The sequence below is a fragment of the Bdellovibrionales bacterium genome, from assembly GCA_016714165.1.
GTDB lineage: Bacteria > Bdellovibrionota > Bdellovibrionia > Bdellovibrionales > UBA1609 > JADJVA01.
In genome coordinates this window covers 2,007,233-2,033,432 of sequence record JADJNU010000001.1, presented here as the reverse complement: position 1 = coordinate 2,033,432, position 26,200 = coordinate 2,007,233, and the positions used below count along the sequence as shown (strand labels likewise).

27 protein-coding genes and 1 pseudogene are annotated in these 26,200 nt (G+C 45.8%); 20 read left to right on the top strand and 8 right to left on the bottom strand.

The genetic code is table 11. The annotated features are described in order from the left end of the window. Positions 1-64: 64 nt before the first annotated feature. From IPJ71_09195 to IPJ71_09180, 4 genes are all read left to right on the top strand, one after another. On the top strand, positions 65-1,726 hold the full coding sequence (locus IPJ71_09195) for an ABC transporter substrate-binding protein (GenBank protein ID MBK7843856.1): 1,662 nt from the start codon (positions 65-67) through the stop codon (positions 1,724-1,726). A gap of 69 nt (positions 1,727-1,795) precedes the next feature. Further along, positions 1,796-2,812 carry an ABC transporter permease subunit gene (locus tag IPJ71_09190; GenBank protein MBK7843855.1) on the top strand — a complete coding sequence of 339 codons (1,017 nt, stop codon included), beginning with the start codon at positions 1,796-1,798 and terminating at the stop codon, positions 2,810-2,812. Further along, positions 2,812-3,663 (top strand): ABC transporter permease subunit, encoded by an 852-nt coding sequence (locus IPJ71_09185; GenBank protein ID MBK7843854.1) that lies wholly within the window; start codon positions 2,812-2,814, stop codon positions 3,661-3,663. Before IPJ71_09190 ends, IPJ71_09185 begins: the two co-directional genes overlap by 1 nt. 265 nt (positions 3,664-3,928) lie before the next feature. Continuing rightward, positions 3,929-5,470 carry a response regulator gene (locus IPJ71_09180; GenBank protein MBK7843853.1) on the top strand — a complete coding sequence of 514 codons (1,542 nt, stop codon included), beginning with the start codon at positions 3,929-3,931 and terminating at the stop codon, positions 5,468-5,470. Positions 5,471-5,494: 24 nt separating this feature from the next. On the opposite strand, the gene ubiE is transcribed toward IPJ71_09180, so the two are convergent. Both ubiE and aroF read right to left on the bottom strand, forming a co-directional pair. Next, positions 5,495-6,211, bottom strand: coding sequence for a bifunctional demethylmenaquinone methyltransferase/2-methoxy-6-polyprenyl-1,4-benzoquinol methylase UbiE (ubiE, locus tag IPJ71_09175; protein MBK7843852.1), 717 nt, complete (start codon positions 6,209-6,211; stop codon positions 5,495-5,497). Positions 6,212-6,213: 2 nt separating this feature from the next. Beyond that, positions 6,214-7,062, bottom strand: coding sequence for a 3-deoxy-7-phosphoheptulonate synthase (gene aroF, locus IPJ71_09170; GenBank protein ID MBK7843851.1), 849 nt, complete (start codon positions 7,060-7,062; stop codon positions 6,214-6,216). A gap of 101 nt (positions 7,063-7,163) precedes the next feature. Between aroF and IPJ71_09165 the strand changes: the two genes are divergently transcribed. The 8 genes and pseudogenes from IPJ71_09165 to IPJ71_09130 all read left to right on the top strand — a co-directional run bounded on the left by IPJ71_09165 (position 7,164) and on the right by IPJ71_09130 (position 14,830). Beyond that, positions 7,164-8,261, top strand: a complete 1,098-nt coding sequence (locus tag IPJ71_09165; protein MBK7843850.1) for a chorismate-binding protein — start codon at positions 7,164-7,166, stop codon at positions 8,259-8,261. Beyond that, on the top strand, positions 8,258-9,877 hold the full coding sequence (gene menD / locus IPJ71_09160) for a 2-succinyl-5-enolpyruvyl-6-hydroxy-3-cyclohexene-1-carboxylic-acid synthase (protein MBK7843849.1): 1,620 nt from the start codon (positions 8,258-8,260) through the stop codon (positions 9,875-9,877). Before IPJ71_09165 ends, menD begins: the two co-directional genes overlap by 4 nt. Then, the gene (locus IPJ71_09155; protein MBK7843848.1) at positions 9,868-10,596 is read left to right on the top strand and encodes an alpha/beta fold hydrolase; all 729 of its coding nucleotides are present in this window, start codon (positions 9,868-9,870) and stop codon (positions 10,594-10,596) included. The genes menD and IPJ71_09155 overlap by 10 nt, the downstream gene beginning before the upstream one ends. Positions 10,597-10,626: 30 nt before the next feature. Next, the gene (locus IPJ71_09150; protein ID MBK7843847.1) at positions 10,627-10,815 is read left to right on the top strand and encodes a hypothetical protein; all 189 of its coding nucleotides are present in this window, start codon (positions 10,627-10,629) and stop codon (positions 10,813-10,815) included. Between the two features lie 138 nt (positions 10,816-10,953). Next, positions 10,954-11,778: a 1,4-dihydroxy-2-naphthoyl-CoA synthase gene (gene menB, locus IPJ71_09145; GenBank protein ID MBK7843846.1), complete on the top strand. Its 825-nt coding sequence runs from the start codon at positions 10,954-10,956 to the stop codon at positions 11,776-11,778. Positions 11,779-11,786: 8 nt separating this feature from the next. Next, positions 11,787-12,672 (top strand): annotated as a pseudogene (menA, locus tag IPJ71_09140) (1,4-dihydroxy-2-naphthoate octaprenyltransferase). Then, positions 12,669-13,661 (top strand): hypothetical protein, encoded by a 993-nt coding sequence (locus IPJ71_09135; GenBank protein ID MBK7843845.1) that lies wholly within the window; start codon positions 12,669-12,671, stop codon positions 13,659-13,661. The pseudogene menA and the gene IPJ71_09135 overlap by 4 nt, the downstream one beginning before the upstream one ends. After that, positions 13,640-14,830 (top strand): acyl--CoA ligase, encoded by a 1,191-nt coding sequence (locus tag IPJ71_09130; protein MBK7843844.1) that lies wholly within the window; start codon positions 13,640-13,642, stop codon positions 14,828-14,830. The genes IPJ71_09135 and IPJ71_09130 overlap by 22 nt, the downstream gene beginning before the upstream one ends. Here IPJ71_09130 and IPJ71_09125 read toward each other — a convergent pair. Next, positions 14,823-15,233, bottom strand: a complete 411-nt coding sequence (locus tag IPJ71_09125) for an acyl-CoA thioesterase (protein ID MBK7843843.1) — start codon at positions 15,231-15,233, stop codon at positions 14,823-14,825. The two genes, IPJ71_09130 and IPJ71_09125, sit on opposite strands and share 8 nt — an antisense overlap. Before the next feature lie 42 nt (positions 15,234-15,275). Continuing rightward, positions 15,276-15,524 carry a hypothetical protein gene (locus IPJ71_09120; protein MBK7843842.1) on the bottom strand — a complete coding sequence of 83 codons (249 nt, stop codon included), beginning with the start codon at positions 15,522-15,524 and terminating at the stop codon, positions 15,276-15,278. 164 nt (positions 15,525-15,688) lie between these two features. Here IPJ71_09120 and IPJ71_09115 point away from each other — a divergent pair, with 164 nt between their 5' ends. The 3 genes from IPJ71_09115 to IPJ71_09105 are packed head-to-tail and all read left to right on the top strand — an operon-like array spanning position 15,689 to position 18,493. Further along, on the top strand, positions 15,689-16,624 hold the full coding sequence (locus IPJ71_09115) for a polyprenyl synthetase family protein (GenBank protein MBK7843841.1): 936 nt from the start codon (positions 15,689-15,691) through the stop codon (positions 16,622-16,624). Beyond that, entirely contained in the window at positions 16,621-17,715 is a 1,095-nt protein-coding gene (locus IPJ71_09110; protein MBK7843840.1) for a prenyltransferase, read from the top strand. Before IPJ71_09115 ends, IPJ71_09110 begins: the two co-directional genes overlap by 4 nt. A 4-nt stretch (positions 17,716-17,719) precedes the next feature. Further along, positions 17,720-18,493 carry a class I SAM-dependent methyltransferase gene (locus IPJ71_09105; protein ID MBK7843839.1) on the top strand — a complete coding sequence of 258 codons (774 nt, stop codon included), beginning with the start codon at positions 17,720-17,722 and terminating at the stop codon, positions 18,491-18,493. A gap of 14 nt (positions 18,494-18,507) precedes the next feature. On the opposite strand, the gene IPJ71_09100 is transcribed toward IPJ71_09105, so the two are convergent. Beyond that, entirely contained in the window at positions 18,508-19,395 is an 888-nt protein-coding gene (locus IPJ71_09100) for a hypothetical protein (protein MBK7843838.1), read from the bottom strand. Between the two features lie 177 nt (positions 19,396-19,572). Between IPJ71_09100 and IPJ71_09095 the strand changes: the two genes are divergently transcribed. Then, positions 19,573-20,472: a SpoIIE family protein phosphatase gene (locus IPJ71_09095; GenBank protein MBK7843837.1), complete on the top strand. Its 900-nt coding sequence runs from the start codon at positions 19,573-19,575 to the stop codon at positions 20,470-20,472. Positions 20,473-20,661: 189 nt separating this feature from the next. Next, positions 20,662-21,798, top strand: a complete 1,137-nt coding sequence (locus IPJ71_09090; protein MBK7843836.1) for a citrate synthase — start codon at positions 20,662-20,664, stop codon at positions 21,796-21,798. Between the two features lie 86 nt (positions 21,799-21,884). On the opposite strand, the gene IPJ71_09085 is transcribed toward IPJ71_09090, so the two are convergent. Next, positions 21,885-22,028: a hypothetical protein gene (locus IPJ71_09085; GenBank protein ID MBK7843835.1), complete on the bottom strand. Its 144-nt coding sequence runs from the start codon at positions 22,026-22,028 to the stop codon at positions 21,885-21,887. 100 nt (positions 22,029-22,128) lie between these two features. Between IPJ71_09085 and IPJ71_09080 the strand changes: the two genes are divergently transcribed. Then, on the top strand, positions 22,129-22,812 hold the full coding sequence (locus tag IPJ71_09080) for a PilZ domain-containing protein (GenBank protein ID MBK7843834.1): 684 nt from the start codon (positions 22,129-22,131) through the stop codon (positions 22,810-22,812). Next, positions 22,809-23,570, top strand: coding sequence for an enoyl-CoA hydratase/isomerase family protein (locus IPJ71_09075; protein ID MBK7843833.1), 762 nt, complete (start codon positions 22,809-22,811; stop codon positions 23,568-23,570). The genes IPJ71_09080 and IPJ71_09075 overlap by 4 nt, the downstream gene beginning before the upstream one ends. An 11-nt stretch (positions 23,571-23,581) precedes the next feature. Here IPJ71_09075 and IPJ71_09070 read toward each other — a convergent pair whose 3' ends face one another. Next, the gene (locus IPJ71_09070) at positions 23,582-24,046 is read right to left on the bottom strand and encodes a hypothetical protein (protein MBK7843832.1); all 465 of its coding nucleotides are present in this window, start codon (positions 24,044-24,046) and stop codon (positions 23,582-23,584) included. Between the two features lie 74 nt (positions 24,047-24,120). On the opposite strand from IPJ71_09070, the gene IPJ71_09065 reads away from it, so the two are divergent. Next, the gene (locus IPJ71_09065) at positions 24,121-24,342 is read left to right on the top strand and encodes a hypothetical protein (GenBank protein MBK7843831.1); all 222 of its coding nucleotides are present in this window, start codon (positions 24,121-24,123) and stop codon (positions 24,340-24,342) included. Here the strand turns inward: IPJ71_09065 and IPJ71_09060 are convergent. Further along, the gene (locus IPJ71_09060) at positions 24,337-26,190 is read right to left on the bottom strand and encodes a hypothetical protein (GenBank protein MBK7843830.1); all 1,854 of its coding nucleotides are present in this window, start codon (positions 26,188-26,190) and stop codon (positions 24,337-24,339) included. The two genes, IPJ71_09065 and IPJ71_09060, sit on opposite strands and share 6 nt — an antisense overlap. Between the last annotated feature and the right edge of the window lie 10 nt (positions 26,191-26,200).

Here is a 26,200-nt window from a genome sequence, read left to right as displayed (position 1 = left end):
AGATGTTGTGGGATGATCCAAAATCTTGGTCTCAATTGAATTCGCTTTTTGGGGGAATCCGAGAATGCTTCGTTATATCGAAAATTGTTTGGCTGTTACTCGAACGAATCTGTTTTTTCAATTTGGATCGGAGTTTTGCCTTTGGGTTTTGTTGGCATTTGGGCTATCGACGGTGGGTCCAACAGCAGCCTTTGCTCAGGAGAAAGTATTTGTTTACTGTTCGGAAGGTAGCCCAAGCACCTTCAATCCTCAATTGGCGGCTGATGGTCCAACCTTCAACGCGAGTTCTCGCATGATCTACAATCGCCTCGTCGATTTCGAAAGTGGTGGCACCAAAGTCGTCCCTTCTCTCGCCGAATCTTGGGTCGTTTCGAAAGATGGTTTGGAATTCATCTTTAAACTCAGGCAAGGCGTGAGTTTTCAAAAAACAGATACGTTCACTCCGAAAAGAAAGTTCAATGCGGATGATGTCATTTGGTCATTCAATCGCATGCGGGACAAAAATCATCCTTTCAACAAGGTCGGTGGGGGTAATTATGAATACTTCACTTCGATGGAAATGGACAAAATCATAAAAGATATCATCAAAGTCGACGAGTACACGGTGAAGTTTAAACTCCACCATCCGGAAGCGCCATTTCTGTCTGATCTCGGAATGGATTTTGCTTCTATCATCTCTGCTGAATATGGGACTCAGTTGTTAAGAGAGGGTACTCCCGAAAAGCTTGACAATGAGCCTGTCGGCACGGGACCTTTTGTTTTCAGGCGTTACGTGAAAGACACTCTGATCAGATATGAGGCCCACCCTGGGTATTTTCTCGGCCGTTCAAAACTGGACAAGGTTGTTTTTTCAATTACCAAAGATCCGAGCGTAAGATATCAAAAACTAAAAACGGGTGAGTGTCAGTTGATTGCCGAGCCATCACCCACAGATCTAAAGGCGATGGGGTTGAATCCAAAAATTAAAGTCGTGCAGCAGCCTGGATTAAATGTGGGATATCTGGCGATGAATGTGGAAAAGAAACCTTTTGATAATGTACTTGTTCGTCGAGCTGTTCATCATGCACTCAATCGAAGTTCGTATATCGAAGCCATCTATCTTGGGAATGCCAAGATTGCGGTGAATCCAATTCCTCCTGCGATGTGGTCGTACAATGGAGAGGTCAATGATTATGGCTATGATTTGGCCGCTGCGCGAACGCTGCTTAAAAAGGCTGGTTTGGCAAATGGTTTTGAAGTTGAGCTGTGGACTTTGCCCGTGTCGCGCCCTTATTTACCTAATGGGAAAAAAATGGGGGAACTCATTCAAGCTGATCTTGCTAAAATTGGGATCAAGGTGAAATTAGTCAGCTACGATTGGCCAACCTATTTAGCCAAGGCGAGAAAAGGTGAACACCAAATGATTCAGTTGGGCTGGACCGGAGACAATGGTGATCCTGATAATTTCTTTGGCATTCTGCTGGGGTGTGCGGCGGTTGAAGCGGGTAGCAACGTCGCCCGATGGTGCAACAAGGAGTTTGCTCAGCTCATAGAAAAGGCAAGGCTGACAACTGATTTCACGAAGAGAACAAGGTTCTATCGGGAGGCACAACAAATCTTTAAAAGAGAGGCGCCTTGGGTGACAATTGCCCACTCCACGGTATTTAGGGCGATGACAGATCGAGTTCAGGGTTACAGGCTAAATCCGTTTGGTACGGAATCATTTTTTGAGGTCGATTTAAAATAGCCAATCTGCCTCGCGAGCAGATTCGTATGAGCATTTTTTGACGCCAAACTGGCAAGAGAAACTATTGTGATCATTCGCTTTATATTGCGCCGTCTTTTGATTTCAATTCCAACTTTGATTGGTATTTCAATTGTTGCTTTTTTGCTGATTCGCATGGTTCCTGGTGATCCAGTGATGTTGCTGCTGGGCGAGAGAGGATCATCTCCTCAGGTCTATGAGGAAATGCGCAAAAGCATGGGGCTTGATCGATCGTTTCTCCAACAATACTTGCAATTTTTTTCAAATGCGATTTGCGGAGATCTGGGTGTCTCCATTTCCTCCCATCAGCCTGTTTTGGAGGAGTTTTTCGACCGTTTTCCGGCAACCGTTGAATTGGGCTTGATTGGGATTCTTTGGTCGGTTTTATTGGGGATTCCGTTGGGTCTATTGGCTGCCCTCAAACGTAATTCTCCGATGGATTATCTCTTAATGGGATCAGCTTTGGTTGGGTATTCAATGCCAATTTTTTGGTGGGGACTGATTTTGATTTTGGTTTTCTCTGTGACTTTGGGGTGGACGCCTGTTTCGGGAAGAATGAGTTCCTCATTTGATGTTGATCCCGTGACTGGTTTTATGCTCATTGATACATGGCTTCAAGGTGGACGAGGTGGAGCTGCATTCAGAGATGCCGTGGCCCATCTTGTTCTGCCAGGATTGGCTTTGGGAACAATTCCACTGGCCGCCATTGCGCGCATGACGAGATCATGTTTGCTGGAGGTTTTACGTGAGGATTATATTCGGACAGCCAAAGCAAAAGGACTGAGTCTTTTTCGAATTGTCGTTGTTCATGCCCTTCGCAATGCCCTTATTCCTATTATTACAATCGTGGGTTTGATGGTGGGCTCCGTGCTAACTGGGGCAATCTTAACAGAGACAATTTTTTCATGGCCTGGAATTGGAGGTTGGCTCGTTACCAGCGTCAATGCCCGCGATTATCCTGTTATTCAGGGAGGAGTTTTTCTGATCGGGGTGGTTATTATTTTGGTCAATATGGTAGCCGATGTTCTTTGTCAAATAGCGAATCCTCTCACCAGGGGCAAAGGCTAATGGAATGGAGACATCTTTGGTGTTCATTTAAGAAAAATAAAGGAGCACTTGTTAGCTTGTTGTTTCTTTTGTCCTTGATTCTTATTGCCGTATTTGCTCCGTTCGTAGCACCCCATAGTCCGAATCGGGTTTTTGAGGGAGCTTTTATGAACCCTCCTTTTTGGATGCCCGGTGGCAGTCATCAATTTTATTTGGGAACGGACGACATCGGACGAGATGTTTTGAGCCGTCTTATTTTCGGGGCTCGAATTTCTCTTGGTATTGGTCTGATGGTTGTCGTGGTCACTTTGTCCATCGGGAGTTTGTTGGGTTTAGTTGCTGGGTATTGTGGAGGTTGGATAGATAATCTCATTTTAAGGGGAGTCGACGTTTTAATGTCACTCCCATCGATACTGTTGGCCATAGTCGTCGTGGCTGTGCTCGGATCGAATCTTACGAACGCGGTGATTGCGGTGAGTCTCGTTGCCTTACCAAATTTTATTCGCATTGTGCGAGCAAGCGTTTTGTCTGAAAAGGCTAAGCCGTACGTAGATGCGACCATTAGCTTTGGAGCGGGACATGGCCGGATCGCTCTTCGAAATATTTTTCCCAATTGCTTGGCCCCCGTAATTGTTCAGGCCACGCTTGGATTTAGCGATGGAATTCTCAATGTGGCCGCTCTTGGTTTTTTGGGGCTAGGGGCTCAGCCGCCAACTCCAGAATGGGGCGTGATGCTTGCTGATTCACGTTCCTTTATTGAAAGCTCTTGGTGGTTGGTAACGGCCCCAGGTCTTTGTATTCTTGCCGTTGTTTTATGTTTTAATATTTTGGGAGACGGTTTACGGGACGCCCTGGACCCCAAACTCAGATGAACTGAACCAGCTTATCCCAGGGTGGCAAAGCGGCCTAGAATCTTCATTGGGTCGTATCAAAGTAATGCGATTTACACTGAACTGGACCTTTGCACATGAGGTGAAATGAGCTGAAGTTGCAAAGATTTTGATCATTAAAATGGAGATTTTTTTCACCTTCTTGAAGTTAACAATTCAGTTTGGAGGAAACTTGATATTTGCCGATAACGAAAGAAGGAAGATAGCTGGTCGAATACATTTGAATAGTGACGAGTGAGGAATACTGGTGATCAAGCCCGACTCCGAAATCCTGAAAATTCTATCACAGGCGCGCGTCTGGTGGGAGCGTTTGAGCCTTCCTATTGTATTGGTTGATTTCTCAAGTTTGAATATTATTTATGCTAATCCTCGAAGTGAAGAGCTCATTGGAAAGCCAATGGATACTCTTGTCGGATTGAATTGGGTTTCAGTGTTTGATTCTGAAGCTGTGGCTACACTCAAGTCGGTAGGAGATCTATACAAGATCGATTTCGATGCCTTTATGCCTACCGAATACAATCTGCGTGTTCTCCGAAGAAGTGGACGTTCTGTCCCAGTGATATGTTCATTCTCAGGCTTGATTATGGAGGGGAGGAAACTGCTCCTATTGTCTTTTTTTGACTTGTCAAAAGACGTGGCAGAAAAGCAGAGATTGGCTGAAGATTTAAAATCCATTTATCAAATGTCTAAACTTGCGGATCTTGGAAGAATTGCGTCGTCTGTGGCACACGAAATGAATAATCCGTTGATGGTCATACAAGGGCAGGCTGAGATTCTTGAACTCAAAGTTGCAAAGGGACCTTTGTCCAGCAAGGACGTAGAAGGCATTCTCTATCCCATCTATCGGTCTATTGAGCGAATGACTCAGATTATTGGTCAAATGAGATCGGCCGCACTTCCGGCGGGAACTGACTTGAAAAAAGTTGATTTGACACAAGTCATTCGCGACGGCCTTTTTTTACTTGAACCACGAGCTAAATTCTTGGGTGTTGAAATTGATTCAAACTTACCTGGTCCTGTTCTGATTGAGGCTAATCAAAATCAGATGGAGCAAGTGATCTTAAATATCGTTAACAATGCCTTTGATTCGATGGAAGATGAAAAATTTCAAATCAAATCGGGCTTGAAGCTGCGAGTCGAGGAGAAGGTGGAGGATGGTTTTGCGGTCGTTTCTATTTATAACAACGGCCCACCTATTCCAATTGAGTTTCAACAAAATGTGATGAGCCCATTTTTTTCTACGAAGGACATCGGGAAGGGTCCTGGGCTGGGTCTTTCAGTTTCAATGGGAATCGTGAAGGCTCATCACGGTGGGTTGAAGCTGAAATACTCAAATGAGCAGGGAACATGTTTTGAATTCAAGATCCCGACGAGCTCACGATTTGATGAAAAGATGAAAGTGAAGGTTCTTGTTGTAGATGATGAAGTTTTCGTCCGTGATGTGCTCTTTCAAAGGCTTCAATCCGAAGGGTTTGAGGTTGTTCTCGCTAGAAATGGAAGTGAGGCTCTGGAGGAGATTATGAATCATCCAGATATTGCGGTTCTCTTCACTGATTTGCGAATGCCGACGATGGCTGGATTGGAATTAATTCGTCATATCCGAAGCATAATGAATGAGGTTCTTGTCATTGTTATTTCGGGGTTTTTGGATTCACTCAATGAAGCGGAGGGTCAGGATCTTGCTCTCATTGACGAAACTCTCGAAAAACCATTTACCGGTGCCGAATTTCGTCGAGTGCTGGACTTTGTACATCAAAAAATAGAACAAAAAAGAAAATCATCGGTTTAACGAAGAAAAAATCTGCTAAGAAATTTATTCTACGACTCCCGTGTAAAGATAGCTAGCGCCTCCCAGCAGGGCTTGGCAATCAATTTTTGAAAAGGCTTTGCTCTCTTTCATGAGTTGCAAGAAATTTTCATTACTAGGAAAATGGTTTGATGAATGATTTAGATATTCATAAGCCTGGCGTTTTTTTGTGACGAGTCCACCAATGAATGGAACAGCGAACTGAAAATAGATACGAACAATCAATCCGATTATGGGTGTTTGATTATTTCCCGTTTCAAGGATCATCACTCGTCCTCCAGACCGAGTCACACGCGCCATTTCGCCCAGGGCTTTTATCGGATCTTGAACGTTGCGAATGCCAAACGCGATGCTTGTAATGTCGAAAGAATTATCTTGAAAGCTCAAGTCCATGACATCGCCTTCTGAGAATTCAATATCGAGATTGAGCCTCCTCACCTTTTCTGAAGCCCTATCCAACATTTTTAGGCAAAAATCGGTCCCAATGACGACTCCTTGCGATCCCACAACTTCCTTAAAGGCAATTGCCAAGTCGCCTGTTCCCGTTGCACAGTCAAGAACATGATCTCCAGATTTGGCTTTGCTCCGATGGACCAGAGTCTTTCTCCATTTTCGAGCCACGCCGAACGTCATGAGATCATTGGCTCGATCGTAGCCCTCAGAAATGGAGCTAAAAAGGTTCTTAATAAAATCTGGATTGGGACCTTCAGGATGTACCGCCATACTTAGACCGACTTCGCTAGACGCCGACCGAGGGCGGAAAGAAGTCTCTCAAGTTGATCCATCAATTGATCAAATTGGGAGAAATCAATTGCTTGAAAACCATCCGACAGTGCCTCCTCGGGTGCATAATGTGTCTCGATGATAAGTCCATCCGACCCGGCGGCGGCGGCGGCGAGAGACATGGGAATCACTAATCGAGAGTCTCCTGTCGCATGAGATGGATCCGCAATAACTGGGAACGATGTGTACTGCTTAACGTAGGCTATTGCATTGAGATCAAAGGTATTGCGGGTGCTCGTTTCAAAAGTGCGGATACCTCTCTCGCAGAGAATGACTTGATCATTGCCTCCCTTGACAATGTAGTCAGCGGCCAACAACCATTCCTTGATTAATCCAGCAAAACCGCGTTTTAAGAGAATAGGCTTACGAATCTGGCCAAGTTCCTTTAAAAGTGCATAGTTGTGCATATTGCGCGACCCCACTTGAAACACGTCAACCAATTCCATCATGTCGTTGATTTCACGTGGGTCCGTAACTTCAGAAAAAAAAGGTAAGCCAGTTAATTCTTTCACCTCTCGAACAATAGAAAAAGCATCCTTTCCCATACCCTGAAAGGTTTCGGGACTGCTGCGAAGCTTGAACATTCCCCCTCTGAAGGCGATAGCACCTGATTTTTTGACTTGGCTAGCAATTTTTAGGAACTGTTCCCTAGATTCGATTGAACAGGGACCGGAAATAACTACAAATGGGTTGTGGCCGCCTATCAAATGGGGACCCAGCTTGACGGGCAATGTCTTGTCATTCATTCTCACCTCTATTTGCCGATCCAACCCCCTGCGGAGAGGAGCCATTCCTAGAAGAATAATTGCTCTTTTCGGCTCCAGTAACATACAGGAAACAGATCGGCATCACCAGTCTTTTTAAAGATTGAGTTAAACGGTGGGAAGGGCAAATGTCAAAGACAACAGCACACAGAGGCTTGGGACGGGATGAGAGCGAGGACCCTGATTTATTTGGATTAGGAACATTTCAATCGGGAATACTCTGTCCCTGGTTTGACGGTAAAATCATTGTTGGTTGCGATCTGCAAAGCCAAGAGGAGAGACCAGAAGATGGCTCGTGGTATTTCTATGCGCCTGACTTCTTTTTGGAGGGGGCTCGGCCCTGGTGGAATTTTAAATCGGTTCGGGTCTTGGAGCGGGTTCAGTTGAAAAGACCGGAGGGGACAACCTGTGCATTTGATAAGAGTTGGAAGCTATCTGATAAAACAGCATTTATGTCAGTTTTTGAGGAACTGAAGGCCGCCCTCAAAAAAGGAGACCTGCAAAAGGCCGTTCCTGTTGTCACGGCTTATCAAGAGGGAGTTATAACGAAAGACAAACTGATCCATATCCTTTGGGAAATAGTCTCTCTCCGCGGGCCCCGGGGGGAGCTTTTCCCCTACGGATTCTGGTTAAAAGAAGAGGGCATGCTCGGAGCCACCCCCGAGTTGTTGGTGAGTCAACGAAGTGGAAATATTTCCAGTATGGCCTTAGCAGGCACAAGGGGTTTTGGATTTGCAAAAGGAGAGTTGCTCTTGGACTCGAAGGAGAGGTTTGAGCATCAGGTTGTGGTGGATGCTTTGGTTGCCTCTCTCAAGGATTTTGGAATTTTGGAATTGAGCGATACCTACGAGTGGAATCTGGGGAATCTCACACATTTGCGAACAGATTTGGAGTTGGCCACGGACCAAAATCGCAGATTTCGGTGTGTTGAACTTGTCGATCGTATTCATCCAACACCGGCCTTGGGTGCATGGCCGAAGGCTAAGGGCCTTGAATGGTTGAGAAAAAATCGACCGTTGGAGGCCCGGCGATTCGGAGCTCCTTTTGGGGTCCGTTCTCCAGAGGGAGATTTTTTCTTTGTAGTAGCCATTCGGAATATTCAGTGGCATGACGGGAGAACCTGGCTGGCCACGGGTTGTGGGGTGACGATTGAGAGCCAGGCAGAGAGAGAGTGGGCTGAACTTGCTTTGAAGCGCGATTTTGTTTTGGAAAACCTTGGTCTATGAATCAAATATGTCGTGCCAAAAATTTGATCGCATTGCTCGCAGAACAAGGGGTTGAGGATTTTGTTTTGTGCGCAGGCGCTCGAAATGCTTCGCTTGTCGAAGTTTTGTCTCAGGCCCGTGGGATCAATGTGCTTCCGTTTTTTGACGAGAGATCAGCGGCCTTTTTTGCGATCGGTCGAATTCAAACGACTCAACGTCCCGTTGCGGTCATCACGACTTCGGGTACTGCTGTCGCTGAACTGCTGCCGGCAACAATAGAAGCTTGGTATGCGGGGCTACCCCTTGTTCTCGTGACAGCAGACCGCCCGCAGTCGTATCGAGGCAGTGGAGCTCCTCAGGCCATTGAACAGGTAGGCATTTTTTCCCACTTTGTGAGCCAGTCCTGGGATCTAGGTGATCAGGAATTTTGGGAGGGACAAATCGATCTTTCGCAACCCAGTCACATCAATGTTTGCTTTGATGAACCTTTTTTGGACGCCGAAGTTACCGAGTGGAATCCGGATCTCGCTCGTTCAGTAGGAACTCCAACTTGGCGTGGCGAAGTGATCAAAGGCCGCTCAGCGATGGATGCTTCGTCATCGGAAACAAAGAGCGTCGAGGATTTTTTTAAGGAGGCTTCAAGGCCATTGGTGCTGGTGAGTCGGCTATCTTCCCTTTCTCGTCCTATGGTGGAGTGCGCACTGAAAGACTGGGGTTTGCCTATCTATGCGGAGGCCACATCGGGTCTGCGAGAATCCTCTGTTCTGAAAGAACTTCGAATTGAATCAGGCGAGGGAATTTTTGAGAGCTCCAGATTTTTAGAGACCTTTGATGGCGTGATTCGCATTGGGGGGGTTCCAACGACACGATTGTGGCGTGATTTAGAAAGCAAATTGAGCGATTGGCCCGTGTTAAATTTCTCTTCAGGGAGACATTCCGGATTGAGTCGAGTGAAAAATCAAGTCATGTCCTTGGATTCTGTTTCCTTGCTTCGAGCGCCAAATAGCACCGAATGTTTTCAGGATTTTTTTATATACGACCGGCAGCGCGGTGAACGCCTCAAAAGTTTGTTGTCGCTCAGCTTGAATTCAGAACCTGGCATATTCTCAGAATTATCTTCGATGATTCCTTTTGGCAGTCTGGTATTTTTGGGAAACAGTCTTCCCATTCGGGAATGGGATCTGGCAGCGAATTTTGAATATCGTGGGTTGGAAGTATTGTCTAATCGAGGAGCCAATGGGATTGACGGTTTGTTCTCGACCTTTTTGGGTGCTAGCAGAGAAGGGAGAGAGAATTGGGCAATCGTTGGTGATTTGTCTGCTCTTTACGATCTGAATGCGCCGTGGGCACTCTCGGTTTCGAAAGGGGAAATTTGGAGGTTTGTCGTTATAAATAATTTTGGTGGAAGGATATTCCATCGAATGTTTGGAAATCCGCTGTTTCAAAATCGTCACGATCTAAGTTTTGAAGGCTTTGCTGAACTTTGGAATATCGATTATTACCGATGGCACAGAGTGCCTGAAGTTTTGCCGGAGCTCTCTTCTGTGGTTGTGATTGAGATTCGTCCAGATCAGCGGGCGACGGATTTCTTTTGGCAGAACTATCTCGCGTTGAAAGAGGTGTCGGTGTGTTTTTAGTTACACTACACGGTTTTTGGGGAAACGGGAGCGATCTAGCTCCCATTTCGGAAGCGCTTCGCCAAGCAAACTTAGTTGATCGCTCCTGGAGTCCCGATTTGATCGTACCAGGTTCGCTGGGCCCTGATTTTGGTTTTTCTGATTGGACGAAATCCTTTGCCAACGAACTGCGCAGGAGAGCAGCCGGATCTAAGATTGTTGCCATCGGATATTCAATGGGTGGACGATTGCTGCTGCACGTTTTGAAGTCACATCCTGAATTGTTTCAAGGAGCTGTGATTGTTTCATCACAGCCAGAACTTCAAACCATTGAGGAGGTGAGAAAACGAAGGCTGTGGGAATTGAATTGGGGCCTCGCATTTCAGGAGAGACCTTGGAATGAATTGTGGAGGGATTGGAATCACATGGAAGTTCTGAAATCCAGCTCGCTGAGACCAGCGCCAGTCGAGTTTTCTCACTCGCGCGAATATCTGGCAAAGGCTCTCAAAGAATGGTCGCCATCCCGTCATTTCGTATCCGTTCAAGACTTTCGTCAGATTGATGTTCCCCTTTTGTGGGTGGCTGGAGACAAGGATCGAAAATATGCCAAGATGTATTCGGAATTCTGCCAGATGGGGATTCACGGGGAGTTTGAGTTTATTTCAGACGCCGGACATCGCGTTCATTTGGATCAGCCAGATTTATTCACTCAGGTTGTCAGTCGCCTCATTCGCGGGTAAACTCGAACCTGACAAAAAAGGGGGAGTGCAGTGGCTTCAAAGTATGTGGAATTGAAAACGACCGACAATACGACTATATATGTCCGTAAAGAGGCCGTGGTAGTTCTTGAAGAGTCCCCCCCAAGTAGTCGAGTCGAAGGTCATGTGAAGGTTTTTGTGGCGGGTTTCAAGTTTGCTGTAAAGGGAACCCTGAAGGACGTTTTGCCACTGCTCGATTAAAATAGAGCTGTTTATTGATCCTTGCATAAGCTAACTGGACAAGTTAGTGGGGTTCGGCTAGGGAAAACTGTGGCTCGTTTAGAGCTTTTGTATTATAGCCATCTTGAATGCGAAGAATAATCTGCTGGAGAATTGATTATGACTCGAGAATCTTGGACAAGTATCAAGAATTACCAAGATATATTGTTAGAAACAACGGAAGATGGAATTGCGAAAATCACGATCAATCGACCTGAAGTGCGCAATGCATTTCGTCCTCAGACGGTGTCTGAGCTCAAAGATGCGTTTGAATTGGTAAGGGAGGATTCACGTATCGGAGTTGTGATTCTCACCGGTCAGGGAAATGAGGCCTTTTGCTCTGGAGGCGATCAGAAAGTTCGTGGGCATGCGGGATATGTGGGAGAGGATGGAATTCCAAGATTGAATGTCCTTGATTTGCAAAAGCAAATTCGGTCCATCCCCAAACCTGTGATCGCCATGGTAGCGGGGTTTGCAATTGGTGGTGGGCACGTTCTTCATATTGTTTGCGATTTGACGATCGCGGCTGACAATGCTGTTTTTGGGCAAACGGGTCCTAAAGTGGGGTCTTTTGACGGAGGATTGGGGAGTTCCTATTTGGCGAGAATTGTCGGCCAGAAGAAGGCCCGCGAAATATGGTTTCTGTGCCGCCGTTATGACGCGAAAGAAGCCCTGGCGATGGGGCTAGTCAATACGGTTGTGCCCGTTGACCAACTGGAGTCAGAGGCACTTAAGTGGTCGAGGGAGATTTTGCAGCACTCGCCATTGGCTCTTCGTTGTTTGAAATCATCTCTTAACGCCGATTGCGATGGGCAGATGGGTCTCATGGATTTGGCTGGAAATGCGACCCTTCTTTACTACATGAGTGAAGAGGCTAAAGAAGGAAGAAATGCATTTGTAGAGAAGAGGAAACCTGATTTTAACCGGTTTCCTCGTTTGCCATAATCCTAGCAATGGACAAGATGAGATTGAATTTTTGGCTGATGGCCTTACGACCAAAGACGCTGGGTGCTGCCGTGGTTCCAGTTGTTGTTGGCACCTTATTGGCTTATCGATTTGGCCACCAAGTCCGTTGGTGGCTGAGTGCTTGGGCTTTGCTTTCAACTTTGTTTATTCAAATAGGAACGAATCTTTTTAACGACGTCATCGATTTCAGAAAAGGTGCGGATACAAATCAAAGGCTCGGTCCCCAACGCGTGACTCAGTCGGGCGCAATTTCCCCTACCTGGGTATTTGGAGCAGGGGTTTTTCTTTTTGTTAGCGACAGCATGCGGGATGCCTTTGGTTTTTCAAGGGGGACCCGTGGTCGTCGGTATAGGAATATTGTCTCTATTTTTTGGCTATGCCTACACTGGTGGGCCCTATCCCCTCGCTTACAAGGGGCTGGGAGATATCTTTGTTGTTTTATTTTTTGGTCTTGTCGCCGTTGGGGGAGTTTATTTCATCCACACCGGGGAATGGAATTTGAAAGCGATCGTTGCAGGGCTTCAAGTCGGTTTTTTGGCAACCGTCATGATTGCAATTAATAATTTTCGCGATCTAAATCAGGACATGGCCGCTCATAAACGCACCCTTGCAGTGAGGTGGGGGCCTCGTTTTGCCCGCCTGGAGATACGGCTTCTTTATATTGTGAGTTTTGCGCTCTCGTTTTACTGGCTCATTTCAGGGTGCTGGGGGGCGGCACTTTTGCCTTTGATGTTGTGGCCAGGGGCGAGGGGCGTGATCAAACAAATATGTGTACATGATCCGGGTCCTGTTTATAATAAGTTGTTGGTTCGGGCCGGTTTGATCCATTTGCTGTTTGGCTTGCAATTAAGTTTGGGGTTTTTGATTTCATGAGAATTTGGTTTAGTCCATATCAGCTTCAGCCATTAAATGTCCTCAATGCTCTCGATACGGGACAGATCAGAGAGGGAGTTCTTCTTAAAATTGAATTAAATGAGCTGGGAGTTGGCTACGCCGACTGTCATCCTTGGATGACTTTTGGGGACGAAAATTGGAGAGACCAGATCAAGAGTTTGCAGGAGGATCGTCCTCTGCCTTTGATTTCGCGATCATTGGAGTTGGCTCAGTGGGATGCCTCATTTCGCCATCGGGGAGAGAGTCTTTTTCCCTCTGCACCTTTGCTGAAGAGTCATTACACCCTTGCTGATTATTCCCAATTTTCTTTGCCGCTTCTTGAGCAAATTGTCGGCCAGGATTTTAATATTTTGAAACTCAAATTGGGAAGTGATTTGCAGAGAGACTTTGGTTTTTTAAGGCGGTTGCTTCCAATAGTCCCAGAGGGTTTGCGAATTCGTTTGGATTTTAATTCGATGATGACGCCAGAGGTTTTGGGTCCTTGGCTGGGTAGCTTAGGACATGAGTTCCTGGGCCGTCTCGATTTTATTGAGGATCCCTTTAAATATGATGCCGAGACTTGGCTGGCTTTTAAGGAGAAATGGCAAGTCCGCTTGGCGATCGATCAATCGCTTTCGATTCAAAGGGACCTGAGAGGGGCAGATGTTTTGGTTGTGAAACCAGGGCGCACTTCAGGTGAGGTGATTGATCACTGTGTGGAGAAGTGGGGAGATAAAAGGTGGGTTTTTACTCATGCAATGGATCACCCCGTTGGAAGAATGATGGCCCTTGCATTTGCAATGAATTTTTATCTGGTAAATCCTGAGAAGGAGGATGTGGGTGGGTTTGAAAGCTCACCGATTTATGGGTCGTCATTATTTGATAGACAGATTTTTCAGCAAGGGGCCTTGCAATTGGGAACTGAGGGGAAGGGAGTGGGCTTTGATGCTCAATTAGAGGAGCTGGAGTGGAACCCCCTGCATATATAGGCTCCTTGGAACCTTCAAGTCCCATCTCCTGGGACAAAACAGAGCCACCCGTGCTTTTTTTAAATCCACGTATTTCTGATAAAATGCGAGTGGTATTGATGGATAAGTTTGCCGAATTTTGTTTGGCGAAGGATTTAATTGGAATTGCATCCTCTGGTACCACTTCAGTTGGTGGCGAAGCAAAGATCGTAGTCTTATCAAAACAGGGCTTTCTGGATTCAGCGGCTTCTGTGAACAGGCATTTGGAATCTGATCACAGGGATACATGGTTGCATTTGCTGCCAGATTTTCACGTGGGTGGATTGGCCATTTGGGCGAGAGCTTCAGTTTCGGGGGCAAGGGTATTCAAACCTTCAAATTGGAAATGGGATGTGAGTTCTTTGAAAGATTTGATTGATGGGTCAGGAGCTAGCTTAATCTCGCTCGTCCCCACTCAAGTTTATGACCTGGTTCAAAGTCGAATAAAGTCGCCACCTGACTTGAGAGCGGCGATAGTTGGTGGAGGGAGTCTGCACGAATCTGTTTATTTTGAAGCGCGAAATCTGGGTTGGCCAATTTTACCTAGCTATGGGCTCACAGAATGTTCCTCACAAGTGGCAACGGCAGGTCTGGAATCCTTAGATAACTCGGAATTTCCTGAGGACCTTTTCTTGTTATCTCACGTGGAGGCGCGAGTAGATAGTGAAGGACTGTTGGCACTGCGATCTGGTTCGCTTCTGGAAGGGTACATTCAAAAAGACGTTCAGGGAGGAGCCTGGAATTGGATTGATTCGAAAATCAATGGCTGGTTTGCAACCGAGGACAGGGTCAGAATCGGGCGCGGAACCTTGCGGTTTCTTGGTCGGCGTGATGATCTGATCAAAATTTTGGGAGAATTGGTTAGCCTGAATGTTTTGGAGGCACGACTGCACTCTCTCGTTCAAGTTTTTCAGTTGAGCCAAGAGGTGGTTCTGATTGCATCGCCCCAGCCTCGCTCAGGCTTTGAAATCGTACTCGTTTTTTCGGAATCTGATTACACGGCCGCTCAAGTAGAGCAATTGGTGGAGAGTTTCAATAGGGACTTATTGCCCATCCAACAGGTGAAACGAACTCATGGAGTTTCCAAGATTCCCCGCACTGAACTTGGGAAAATTTTAAGGCCTCAATTAGACACGACTGTTTCTAATTAGATAAGTAGCGACGCAGCCGATCTTCATAGGAACCTGGGATATTTGTTTTTTTTCCCGACATGCGGTTGATGAAAACATGGACGCTGCGAACCTTGGTACAAGTCGCCCCCTCACTGTTCACCAGCCAAACATCAAATCCAAGACTAGATGTTCCGAGCTTGTTGAGCTGAAGGATCGCTTTAAACTTATCTCCTGCTCGAATGGGGATGAGATATTCTGCTTCAGAGTGACGCACGGGCACGGACAAGTCACGATTGTTAAACCACTCATCCCAAGGAATGCCAATATGTTGGATAAATTCTTCAATAGTTTGGTGGCAAATAAAAAAAACATGTCCATAAAACATGATACCCGCTGGGTCACACTGATCAAAGGAGCAGCTGAGCTGCCGAGAAAATTTCATAGCTTACTCTTGTCCTCCCGGTGAGCGAAGGCAAGAAAATAATCAATTTTCAATCTTGAATTGGTGACCTGCGAGTTTCAACTTTAGCCTGTGCTCTTTGAGTCGGGAAGACATTTTTTCAAGGGCAGCCCTTGCTTTTTCCAGGTTGGTTCCCAAAAGAGATATCTCAGCGGCTTGATACGAGCAGATCGATAGTTCGACGGCCATCATTGCAATGGTCAAAGGCGAAGCAAAGTCATGGAGGAATCTGTGGTTTTCTTCAATGAGGTTTTGTAGTTCTAGACTGCTCATTTGTGAAGGCAATATAGTACAGGCTGGAGATTTGAAACATTATCTGCTTTTAAAAATAGACAGAAGATCGAGATACATCGAAGACTCGTTTTGGGAGGTTTTTCTTGACAGACAGAGTCATTCTGCTAAAGAACGGAGCCTAGCCTTTCGCTTATGAGGTCCAAATGAGAGAGGTCAAGATATACAGCGAGAGCGATTTCCCCACATACCTACCGAAACTGAGCGCTCTTTATGGCGATCTCTTTTCTTCAGGAAAGGGTTTTCGGTCAAAGTTGATCGCACTTGTTTCGGAGCCGATAGATTTGGATAAGGCATCAATCGCTCTCTTGGCTCAGACGATTGAATTTATACATAATGCTTCTTTGCTTCATGACGATCTTATTGATCGATCCCCATTGAGAAGGAATAAAACAGCTGCCTGGCTCAAGTACACTCCCGAATACGCTGTTTTGGCGGGCGACTACCTTCTGGCTCGTGTGATGGTGAATCTTTCTCGATATGGAAATCTACGCCTTATTCAGTATACGGCTGAGATTATCGGCAATTTGTTGGAGGGGGAGTGGATTCAAGATTCATTGATTCATGACTGGAATGTTCATATTGGGCAGCTTGATCAGGTTCATAGCTTAAAAACGGCGTCGTTGTTCAAGTGGTGCATTCGTGCCCCGTTTATTGCCAAGGAGAATTATGACAGCCAGCTTCATGAGTTGTTAGAGAAGATCGGTGAATTATTGGGGCTCCTTTTTCAGAGAAGTGACGATTTGTTGGATTTCAACATTAGAAATTTTGAAAAGAAGGAAGTGCTCGGAGATTTGAAATCTGGGTACCTTAATTCATTTGGCGCCTACTTGACCCATGATCTCTCAACAAAGCAGCGTGAAGAGTTCAAAAAATCTTCCTGTTTGCAGGAAGTGATTGGCACAATAGGTGCCGAAGAATATCAGCGAAAAATTGACAGCTTTGATAGAATGAATAGTCAAGTGATCGACTTGTATCTTCACCATCTTGAGAATCTTCGTGATCTTTTGGATGAAGAGAATCATGGTCTTCTGGATAATCTCGCTAAATTACCCCAACCTCTCTATTGGAGAAAAGTTTGAAGAAGGCGCCGATGCGAGGCCGTCTCCTGACTATACCTCGGACGGATCCGCGTTTTATGCCTTATTTGCTGGGCTCATTTTCAAACGAGGAAAGGGCCTTGCCTGTGGATCTTTTATTTCATGATACAGACGAAGAGCGAATTACTTTTCGAATTGTGCAAATTGATGAAATCGATTGTCCCGGTAAATTCATGACTTTCTTGACCGGAGTCAGGCCGATTTTGTTGCCTCTGACCATGGGGCCGGCGGCAACTTCGATTTTTTATTCAATCACTTTTGGTTGGGAAATAGAAATTGGCATTGCTGCATGTACATTAATGGCCGTCTTCTTTTTACATGCGGCGGCTTTCTTGTTGAATGATTATTGTGATCATCTTTCGGGGACGGACAGGTTCTCACATTTAGGAGGGAGTCGCATTGTTCAGCGTGGCTGGGCTACCGCCGAACAGGTAAAAAGATGGTCCTGGATGTGTTGGGTGTCGGGTTTGATGTTTGGCCTACCTTGTCTCTGGCTTCGTCCGTTTCCCATAATGATATCTATTGGCGGGACAGCGGCTCTGATTGTCGTCGGCTTTTCTTATACGCGTCGTAGTGAGAGGTATTTGGGCTTGGATAATTTAATGGTTTTCTTTGGAATGGGTCCACTTTTAACTGCGGGGACCTCTTTTGCGGTGTCTGCGCGGGTTGGACCCGGGGTTTTTATTTTTGGCGCAGTTTTTGGGTTGGGAGCCTCGCTTTGTATTCAGCTTCGCAATTTCGAGACCATGCTGGCGGATTCGCAAATGAGGACAAGAACTTTGATGAGTCGTCTCGGTCTGGAGAAATCAAAGCTTGTTGTGACGGCTCAGCTCATTTTTGTTTTGTGCCTAATAAGTCTGTTTGTGTATTTGGAGGCAGCTTCCCCTATTTATTGGTTGGTGCTGACGCCAGTTTTTGGTATTGCCGTTCATTTGGGCTCACGTATTTGGTCGGTGGGGTCTCCCTTGTCTTCCCGATTGAGAGGACTTTGGCGGCAAGGTCTCGTTCTGCATCTGTGCCTTTTGGCCGCCAGCAATTTGCTTTTATATTTCCTCTATCTGAGTCGATCTTAGCACCATGAAATGTGGAATTCTTTTAAATTCAGGCAATGAGAATGGGCCTTGCGATGAAATCAGTATTTTTATCGACAAGCTTCAAATGCCAGTTGCTGAGAAAATTGAGGACTATCCGCTTTGTTTGCTGTGGACTGGAGAGGGATGGGGGCTTGTTTCTCGAGAGTTTTCCAAAATGAATCCCTTGGTGATAAATTTTTCGGGAAAAGATTGGCAGCGACGACTCAAAGAAACAGGAAAATCCGGGGACATCCTTTCAAAGGCCCTTAAAAAGATAGCAGGTAATTTTGCAATTGATTCGACGGCAGGGCTGGGGAGGGATTCTCTTCATCTTTTGGCGCTTGGTTTTCAAGTTGTTGCGATCGAACGCCACCCCTTGTTGGTCGAGCTTCTTAAAATTGCTCACAAGCGAGCGATGTCTCAGGAGGATTTTCGAAGCCTTTTTTCTCGTCTTCATATAGTTTCGGGCGACTCTACCGAATACCTGGAAAGATGCGTCCTGAACTCAAAAAAACCTGATCTCATCTTTATGGACCCCATGTTTTTACGTGAGAGTAAGTCTGCACTGAGTGGAAAAGAAATGCAGATAGTTCAGGTCCTCATGAATCCAACCCCGCAGGAGGACGTGAAACTTTTGCTTGCCGCCCTGCGAGCCGCGGGGGATCGAGTGATTGTGAAACGGCCACTGCTTGCCCACCCTTTGTTGGCTGGTCCAAGGCATAGCCAGAAGGGAAAAAGTGTTAGGTATGACATTTATTTTCCAGGGGACAAATTTTAATTCGAGAACATCAATCAGTGAAGATAGAGGCTTGGAAGGTTCCCTTTCGGAGTGGGATTGATGAGATTTTGAAGTTCTAGGAAAGCGATCTGCAATTCTGGTGAAGCCTGGCTGCGCTCAATGAATGAGAAATATCGTCTTAAATCGGCCAGAGCCTCGTGGTTCAGTCTCATTTTCCTGTACAAAAGACCGCGTCGGGAAAGAATTGAGAGATTGGTGGGTTCCATTTCTAAAAACATATTATAAATGAACAATAACTTTTCCTGGTAGAATCCCGTCTCAAACAGCTGAATGAGAAGATTGAGGTATTGGAAAGCGACTTGGCGGCCTGGCAAGATTTCGAGGGAGTCCGCCTCAACGCCATTTTTTCCGCTGCAGTGCTGATTTACAAGATAGGCCAGCTCTCTTTCTGGGACAACCCTGCCATGGTCTGTCAGATCCACGTAACAATTTTGACCTTCCCTGACCCATTTTAGCAAATGGGAAAAGGCCGAGTTCACGATAAATATTGGCAAATCCAATTGAGTTGCCAAGTGATTGTAGATAACAGCGAGAACCAATGGATGTCCCATCTTTTGTGACAGAACATGGAGAAAAACGAGATCTTGGAACATGAGAGGGCAGACGGCGTCGGCCAAGGAGCGATTTCGAAACGCCCGGCGATTAAAGAAATAGTCATTTAAAAGATGAAATCTGCTTTCCGCACCTAAGTCCGTACTCATTGCCGACAGCTCATAAACCATGAAATTCAATGCCCGACTGAGGCTCTCTGGGCTTCCTTGTGGATCGAGAATCGCACTGATCCCAACAAGAATTGACGCCAAAGAGGAGGGTTCTACGGGACTCAAGCGCTGAAGGTCGAGAGAAAGTTTGGTCCAAGTGATGTGCTGATGACGATGCATAAGTAATCGTTATCGGAGGCAAGTAAAACTTTCAAGAACATTAGTGGGGGATGCGCGGAAATGCAGTTCTATGAGTCTCTTTAGTTGGGCGAAATATTCGCTGCGAAGGGAAGGTCTATTGAATTTTAAGATCGTCACGTAGTTGACATCCGTGGTCGAGGATTTGAGAATCAAGAGATGGCCAAAAAAAGTCCCGAAAAGAAACTGCAAGAGCGAATTGCCCAACTTGAGCAAGAAATTCGCTCGCGTGAAGAGGATCTCTCTCAGTTTCGTTCTGAACTGGTGACTGCCAATCGTCGTTTGGAAAGTTTGATTGGACAAATAAAAGGAGAGTTGGCGACAGTCGAATCTCTGCAGAGGATATTGGTCAAGACCGAGTTCCCAAACATCACCGGCCTCGAGTTTAGTACGAAGTTTGTACCAAGCCTAGTTTCAGGAGGTGACTACTTTGATATTTTTGAACATGATGACCCCATGCATTTTGGAGTCGTTGCCGCAAGCTCCTCTGGATATGCGACCTCGGCTTTGTTTTTATCCGTTCTTTTGAAGATCTCAGGTCGCATGGAGGCCCGTCGCGGTTCGGCACCTCATGAAATTGTGAATGCCATCGCTGGGGAGCTCATTTCTAGCTTGGGTCCCCAGGATAGAATTGACATTTTTTACGGTCTTGTCGATCGCCGCAGTTTTGACCTTCATTATTGTCGCTTGGGCAATGTGTTGGCCGTCGTCCAGGAATTTGCAACAGGAGAGCTCAAGTCTTTGCCCTTATCCGGACCAGCCATTGAGCGGGATTCTTTGCCCATGGTCGAAAGCCATAAGCTGGCACTTAGTCCCGGAGATCGTTTGGCTGTATGCACCCGAGGAGTCTTAGAAGCCGCAAATGGTGCTGGTGAATCATTTGGGGCTGAAAGAGTTTTGAAGTCTATCATTGCTGGGCCAAAACGGGGCGTACATGAAATTAGAAATCGAATTTTGTATGAAGTCCAGAAGTACTCTGGATTGAATGAGCCTAGGAGAGATCAGACGATCATTGTGACTGAAGTTAAAGAGCGAGTCATTAAATTGGCTCGTCCCTGATCAGTTTCACAACTGGTCCCATCATACGACGCGGGTCATCGCGCCAATCGTTCGCCCGTGAAAGATTTCGACTAGCCCTTGAGGCTGTAGCTCTTTAAATGTTAATGGTGATTCGCTAAACTAGGTTCTGTGGACTGATTTTTTGGTCAGGCCAGGTTATTTACACCAGTGAGCGAAAGGGTATGAGCTATGTCGGATGGAACTTATGAAGGTGCTGTTGATCGTGGTCTCGAAGGAGTTGTGGCATGTACGACGGCGGTCTCATCCATAGTTGATGTGACTCTCTGCTTTCGTGGGTATTCGATTGAGGATCTGGCCGAAAATTCTAATTTTGAGGAAGTGTCATATCTTTTATGGAATGGTCGTTTGCCTGATTCGAAGGAATTGGAGGCCTTTTCAAGAGAAATAAATCAGCGGATGAAACTTGAGGCTGATTTAGTTAAACAGCTTCAGGCATTGCCAACGAAGGGCGTTCATCCTATGGCCTGGCTGAGGACGGCTGCATCTATGTTGGCACTTTGGGACAATGAAGCTCAAAGTGATTCTGATGAGGCCAGAAAACGCGTCGGAATGAAACTCTTGGCCAGAATGGGAACTCTTGTTGCTCTTTTTGAGCGCACACGTCAGGGCAAAGGTTACGTGGAGCCTCGTTCAGGAAAGAGTATTGCTTGGAACTTTTTATACATGATGACAGGAGAGGAACCCGATTCTGACTTCGTGAAGGTGTTGGATGTTTGTTTGATTCTTCACGCAGACCACGAGCTTAATTGTTCCGCATTCTCTGCTCGCGTGACTTCTTCCTCATTGAGCGATATCTATTCGGCCGTCACCTCAGCAATTGGAACTCTCAAAGGCCCACTCCATGGTGGAGCCAATGAACAAGTTATGAAAATGCTTATTGAGATTGGCACTCTCGACAAAGCAAGAACTTGGGTCAAAGAGGCCCTGTCTCAAAAGAAGAAGGTAATGGGATTTGGACATCGAGTTTATAAAAATGGGGATCCAAGGGCGAAAATTCTGAGCCAAATGAGTCGAAACCTGACTCTAAAAACTGGCCAGCCTCATCTCTATGAAATGTCCAAGTTGATTCATGAAACAGTAGAAGGTGACAAGGGTTTGCTGCCGAACGTCGATTTTTATTCCGCGACAGTCTACTACAGCATGGGGATACCGATTGATCTTTATACCCCTATTTTTGCCGTTTCCCGGGTGAGTGGCTGGATGGCTCATATCTACGAACAGTATGCCAACAACCGTATTTATCGTCCGCGCGGACAATGGACGGGCAAAACAGGATTGCACTGGGTTCCTCTCAACAAGCGATAGCCAATTGGCCGTTTTTTAAAGACATCTTTTTTGCTGGCGGAAATTTCTCAGGTTGAAATGTCTCAACTGGGCTTTGCAAGGCCATTTTACAATCCATTTACCACCTCATTGGGTTTGTATGTCTCGGAGTGACCCGTCCGTGGATTTTTAACGACAAACAATGTTGCAACATTGCTGACTTTTCCGTTGCTCTTATTGAGATCTGGACCAGCACTTCCGAATTTGAGCATTTTGAAGTAAACAAAACGGCTTTTCGTAGAGATATCCCCTAAGTTCCTGCCAATAACAATCCGAATAGATGGTGAGATTGGACAATAGTAAGGGGCTTGAGTGCAAAAAATTTTACTTCATTGCAGTTCTATCTCTGAGGCCGAAACGCTCCGTGTGGCTTTAGAAACAAGACTTCCATATCCTGTGCATTTATCCTTTGATGAGAAAACGGCTCTCTCTATTGTGCAGAACAGGGCGATTCATCTCCTGGCCTACGAGACAAAAGAGTTCAGCGAAAAGGATCTCGACTTCACGATGAACCTCAAACGAGCAGGATTCAACGCTCCGACTCTGGTTCTTTCTGAAAAGGTGGGTTCCGACAAATTGGTTGATACGGGGGACCAGAAATTATTTTTCCTGGGAAAGCCCTTCGATGAGAAGTCTTTTGTCGGTGTTGCAAAAAAATTGATGGTGTCGCGAACCTTGGTCCAGCAGAAACACAAAAGGTTTCCCACCTTGCAATCGGCAGTGCTTGAGACATTTATGTCTGGAGAAATGCTTCCCTCGCAGATATGTAATCTGAGCGCTGGCGGAGCTTATTGTGAATTTCTCGGCAAAATTGGGGTTTCAGTTGGAGATCTGGTGAAGTTAAAAATTCGCTTGCAAGAGGTCAATCGTGATTATGTGATGAACGCAAAGGTTGTTTGGTTGACTCGAAATGGGTCATCAATTGGCGGAATTGGTGTCGGCGTGAAGTTCATAAAATATGATGATATTTACCGGCAGTTAATGGAAAAAGTCTGATTTATTTTTTTCCGGGGTATAAACTCCAGAGATGGAAGCACAATCTGAAATCAACAATTCTAGCAGAAATAAGATCCTCGGTTCTCTGTCTTACATTTAGTCACCCAAATAGGGCCAACGCCTTTGGCGTTGACCAGGCTGAGGAGCTATTGAAAATTCTAGATCGCAACTCAGGAAAGTTTAGGGGAGTGCTCTTTCAATCCGGGAATAAAAAATTCTTTTGTGCGGGCGGTAACCTACATTTCTATGCGGCCCAGGAGCAGAAAAGCGAGGGAATTTTAGCAAATCGGCGAATTCGAAGAGCATTGAAGATATTTTCTGAGCTTGATCAACCAAAGGTTGCGCTTGTCAGTGGAGACTGCTTCGGCGGAGGTTTAGAGCTATTGAGCACATTTGATCATGTGATTTCATCACCACAGGCCTATTTCGGATTTTGGCAGAGAAGGATAGGTCTTAGCTTTGGTTGGGGAGGAGGGACTCGCTGGAGTGAGAAAATTAATCGCGGAATTACTTTAAAACTGGCATTGGAGGCGAGATCTGTTTGCAGTGAGGAGGCAAAAAATCTAGGTCTTATACATCAGATTGTTCTTGATGAGAGACTTTGTGAGCAGGGAATGAAATGGCTAAACTCAGTTATCCAGTGGCCTGAAGAATCCCTGCTCGGTCTGCGGCAGTGGACCCCTTCAAAAGAAACAAAGATATTTGAAAATCTTTGGAACAGCTCGAGCCATAAAATGGCCCTGCAGCGGTATCGATAATCGGCAATCCATTAGAGGCAATCGATGTATTCTTGAATTGAAAATCTTCCCTCAATAGCACGCTTTATTTTATAAAATGAAAAGACCGGGGCGGTTTCGTCAAATTCAGTTATGGTTTTAAGAATCTTAAAGTATCTCGGAAAGTCAGTCTTTTTGGATTTGCTTGCCGTCAGGATCTCATGAGTGTGGACGGTGAGGCTTGCCCATACCGTTGCGAAGATCTTCGTTAAATAGGCCTGATCCGAAGCTATCTGATTTCGTTGGGAGCCTGAACTTTCAAACAGAATTTTCCTCATTGATTCAACTTTTACAATTGCTTGGGGGTATCGATCCAATATCAGGGCCGCCACAGTGTTTTGAGAATCGGTGTGTTCGTGTGGGTGACCAGCCTGCTCGGTATGGGAATGGAGGGCATCAACCTCATCTCTGGCGGTTGACTTAACATGCCCGTCCAATTCGATTTTCAGTTTATCCATGACAGTCTCCCAACGCAGGCTGAGATATTTCGGCAGGTGACCTCGACTTTTTGTCCAGGCTTCTTTGGGAGAAAGTGTCATCGGCACTTGAGTCAAATGTCCTCGGCAGTTGTGATGTTGTGACTCTGGCCGAAAATGCTTTTGAAGCTTGGCGTGGTCATGATGGTCATGATGGTCATGGCTATGGTTATGGGCACTGGCGCTCAAGGAAATCAGAAAATAAATCGGGAGAGAACAGACGAGCTTTGCGAATGCAAGAGAGGGCAAGATTCTCAGCTTTGAGCAGAAAGTCATAGAGAAGTCCTCCAAAGATCTTCGCAGCGTAGCTTTGGCCTTAAAAATGGAATCCATGAATAGACCGTCTTTTTTTCGGCCCAGGGGGCGTAAGTAAAAAGTTGATGATTAGCTACTTTCAGTTCTGAGAGTTTGTCAGCGAGAGTAGAATTCTCCTGAAGAACAGAGCCAAGCTTATCCAGATGGCGAAATATTCTCAAAAGTGTCTCCATTGCCTCGTATTTATTCCGAGAAAGGAAGAGGGAATTTTTTGTTGCGGAGGAAACTCTTAAAAAATCGGTGTACTCATAGATGTATCTCACCAATCTTCCTCCACGAGTCAGCAAACTGGACATTTCCCTAACCTGTCCCAGCCAATTCTTTTCTCTGTCCGGTTCTTGTTGGTCCATTTGCCACTTGACCATTTGATACATAAATCCAACCAGAGTTTGCTCAATAATCAGAGTATGCATATATCTCTGAGCAGCAGGAAGGGAGGGGTCAAAGATTGTTTCAACGTCAGTCAGCAGTCCCTGGATTAAATTCTTTCTGTTTTCACGTTCTAGAGTACTCTCTCCGATCTCAGAGGGGCGAGAACCCATTGAATACTCTTCGGCGAGACCCTCGACGACTTGATTTTTTGAGACTCTTGATCCAGATGATACAGATAATCGGGTCAAAGAGGTATCGCTTTGGGCAGTAGAAGATTCTTGATTGATCATCCCTCGATGAAGGAGTCCCTCTTGGACGGCAATGATCCACAGCATTTGATGATTCAATGCCGGATCTATGCCAGATTCACTTCTCAAAAAGGTGGAATGCCCTCTTTGTCTTGCTCTAAGAAACAGAAGCCTCTTTTTTCTCAGACCAAGATAAACTCGACGGTCAAGAGATGACATTTTTTGCAGACGGAGAGATAATAGTCTCTTTCTCTTTAGCAAGTTTTGGTTTCCGGGCTCTTCGGTGAGTTGAGAATCGATCTCAGATATTTCTTTTGCGAGAGGCTCTGCTTTGTTTTTAAGATATTCCAACCAAATTCGACGTTTGCTTTTTCCAATAAAACCCCACCAGCGGTTGGAGCCCTCGGCATCCAATATTCTTATTCCCTCTTCGTCCAATTCAAAAGGACCAAACTCAAAGGAGACTTTTTTCTGAGCTCTTTTTACAGCTTGGGACGCAAACCAATATCTCCAAGCGGTTTGAGCTGAGCCTGTTCCCAAACGATTTGACCAGGAGGGGATTCTATAGGCCACCTGCAAATGCCGGGTCCAGAAAAGTATAATAGCATCAATTGCTGTGCAGACAATATGGACGCCAGCCCCCCCAACGAGTTTGGAGGCCACGGTTTCAGCGACTTCGCTTGTCACCTTAGCAAGGAGTGCTATCGTTCCAAATTGAGCTCCAATTTCTGCTGTTGATTTAGCGACTTGTCCGAGACTGCGGCTCAAAGGATTAACAATTTTTGTTTGAAAAAAACCTCTGGCAACAATGTCTTCGGCCTCCCGAAGGAGCTCTTCTTCACTGGCAAATTCGCATTGCACGCAATCGCGGGCGAGCTCAGTCTGATAAATGCGGACCCATTTACGCACAAGTTGCCAGAAATGAGAGTTGAGATGGATTCGCTCACTTCCAAGGGTCAAGTAGGCCTCAGATTTGTTATTGCTATAAGTCTCATCCATAATCTTAGGACTTAAACTTGCGCTGAGCTGGTAGAGTTCGACAATGGCCTGGACATTAAATGTATCTGAAGTCTCGTGTTCCTCGTGAGCAAGTGAACTTTGAACTGATAGAAGACAGTTAAAAAAAGCAGAGATTAAAGAAGAGATCAAAATTCTACGACCCAGACCCATGATGTGCGGATATGCTTTCACTTCTCTATAG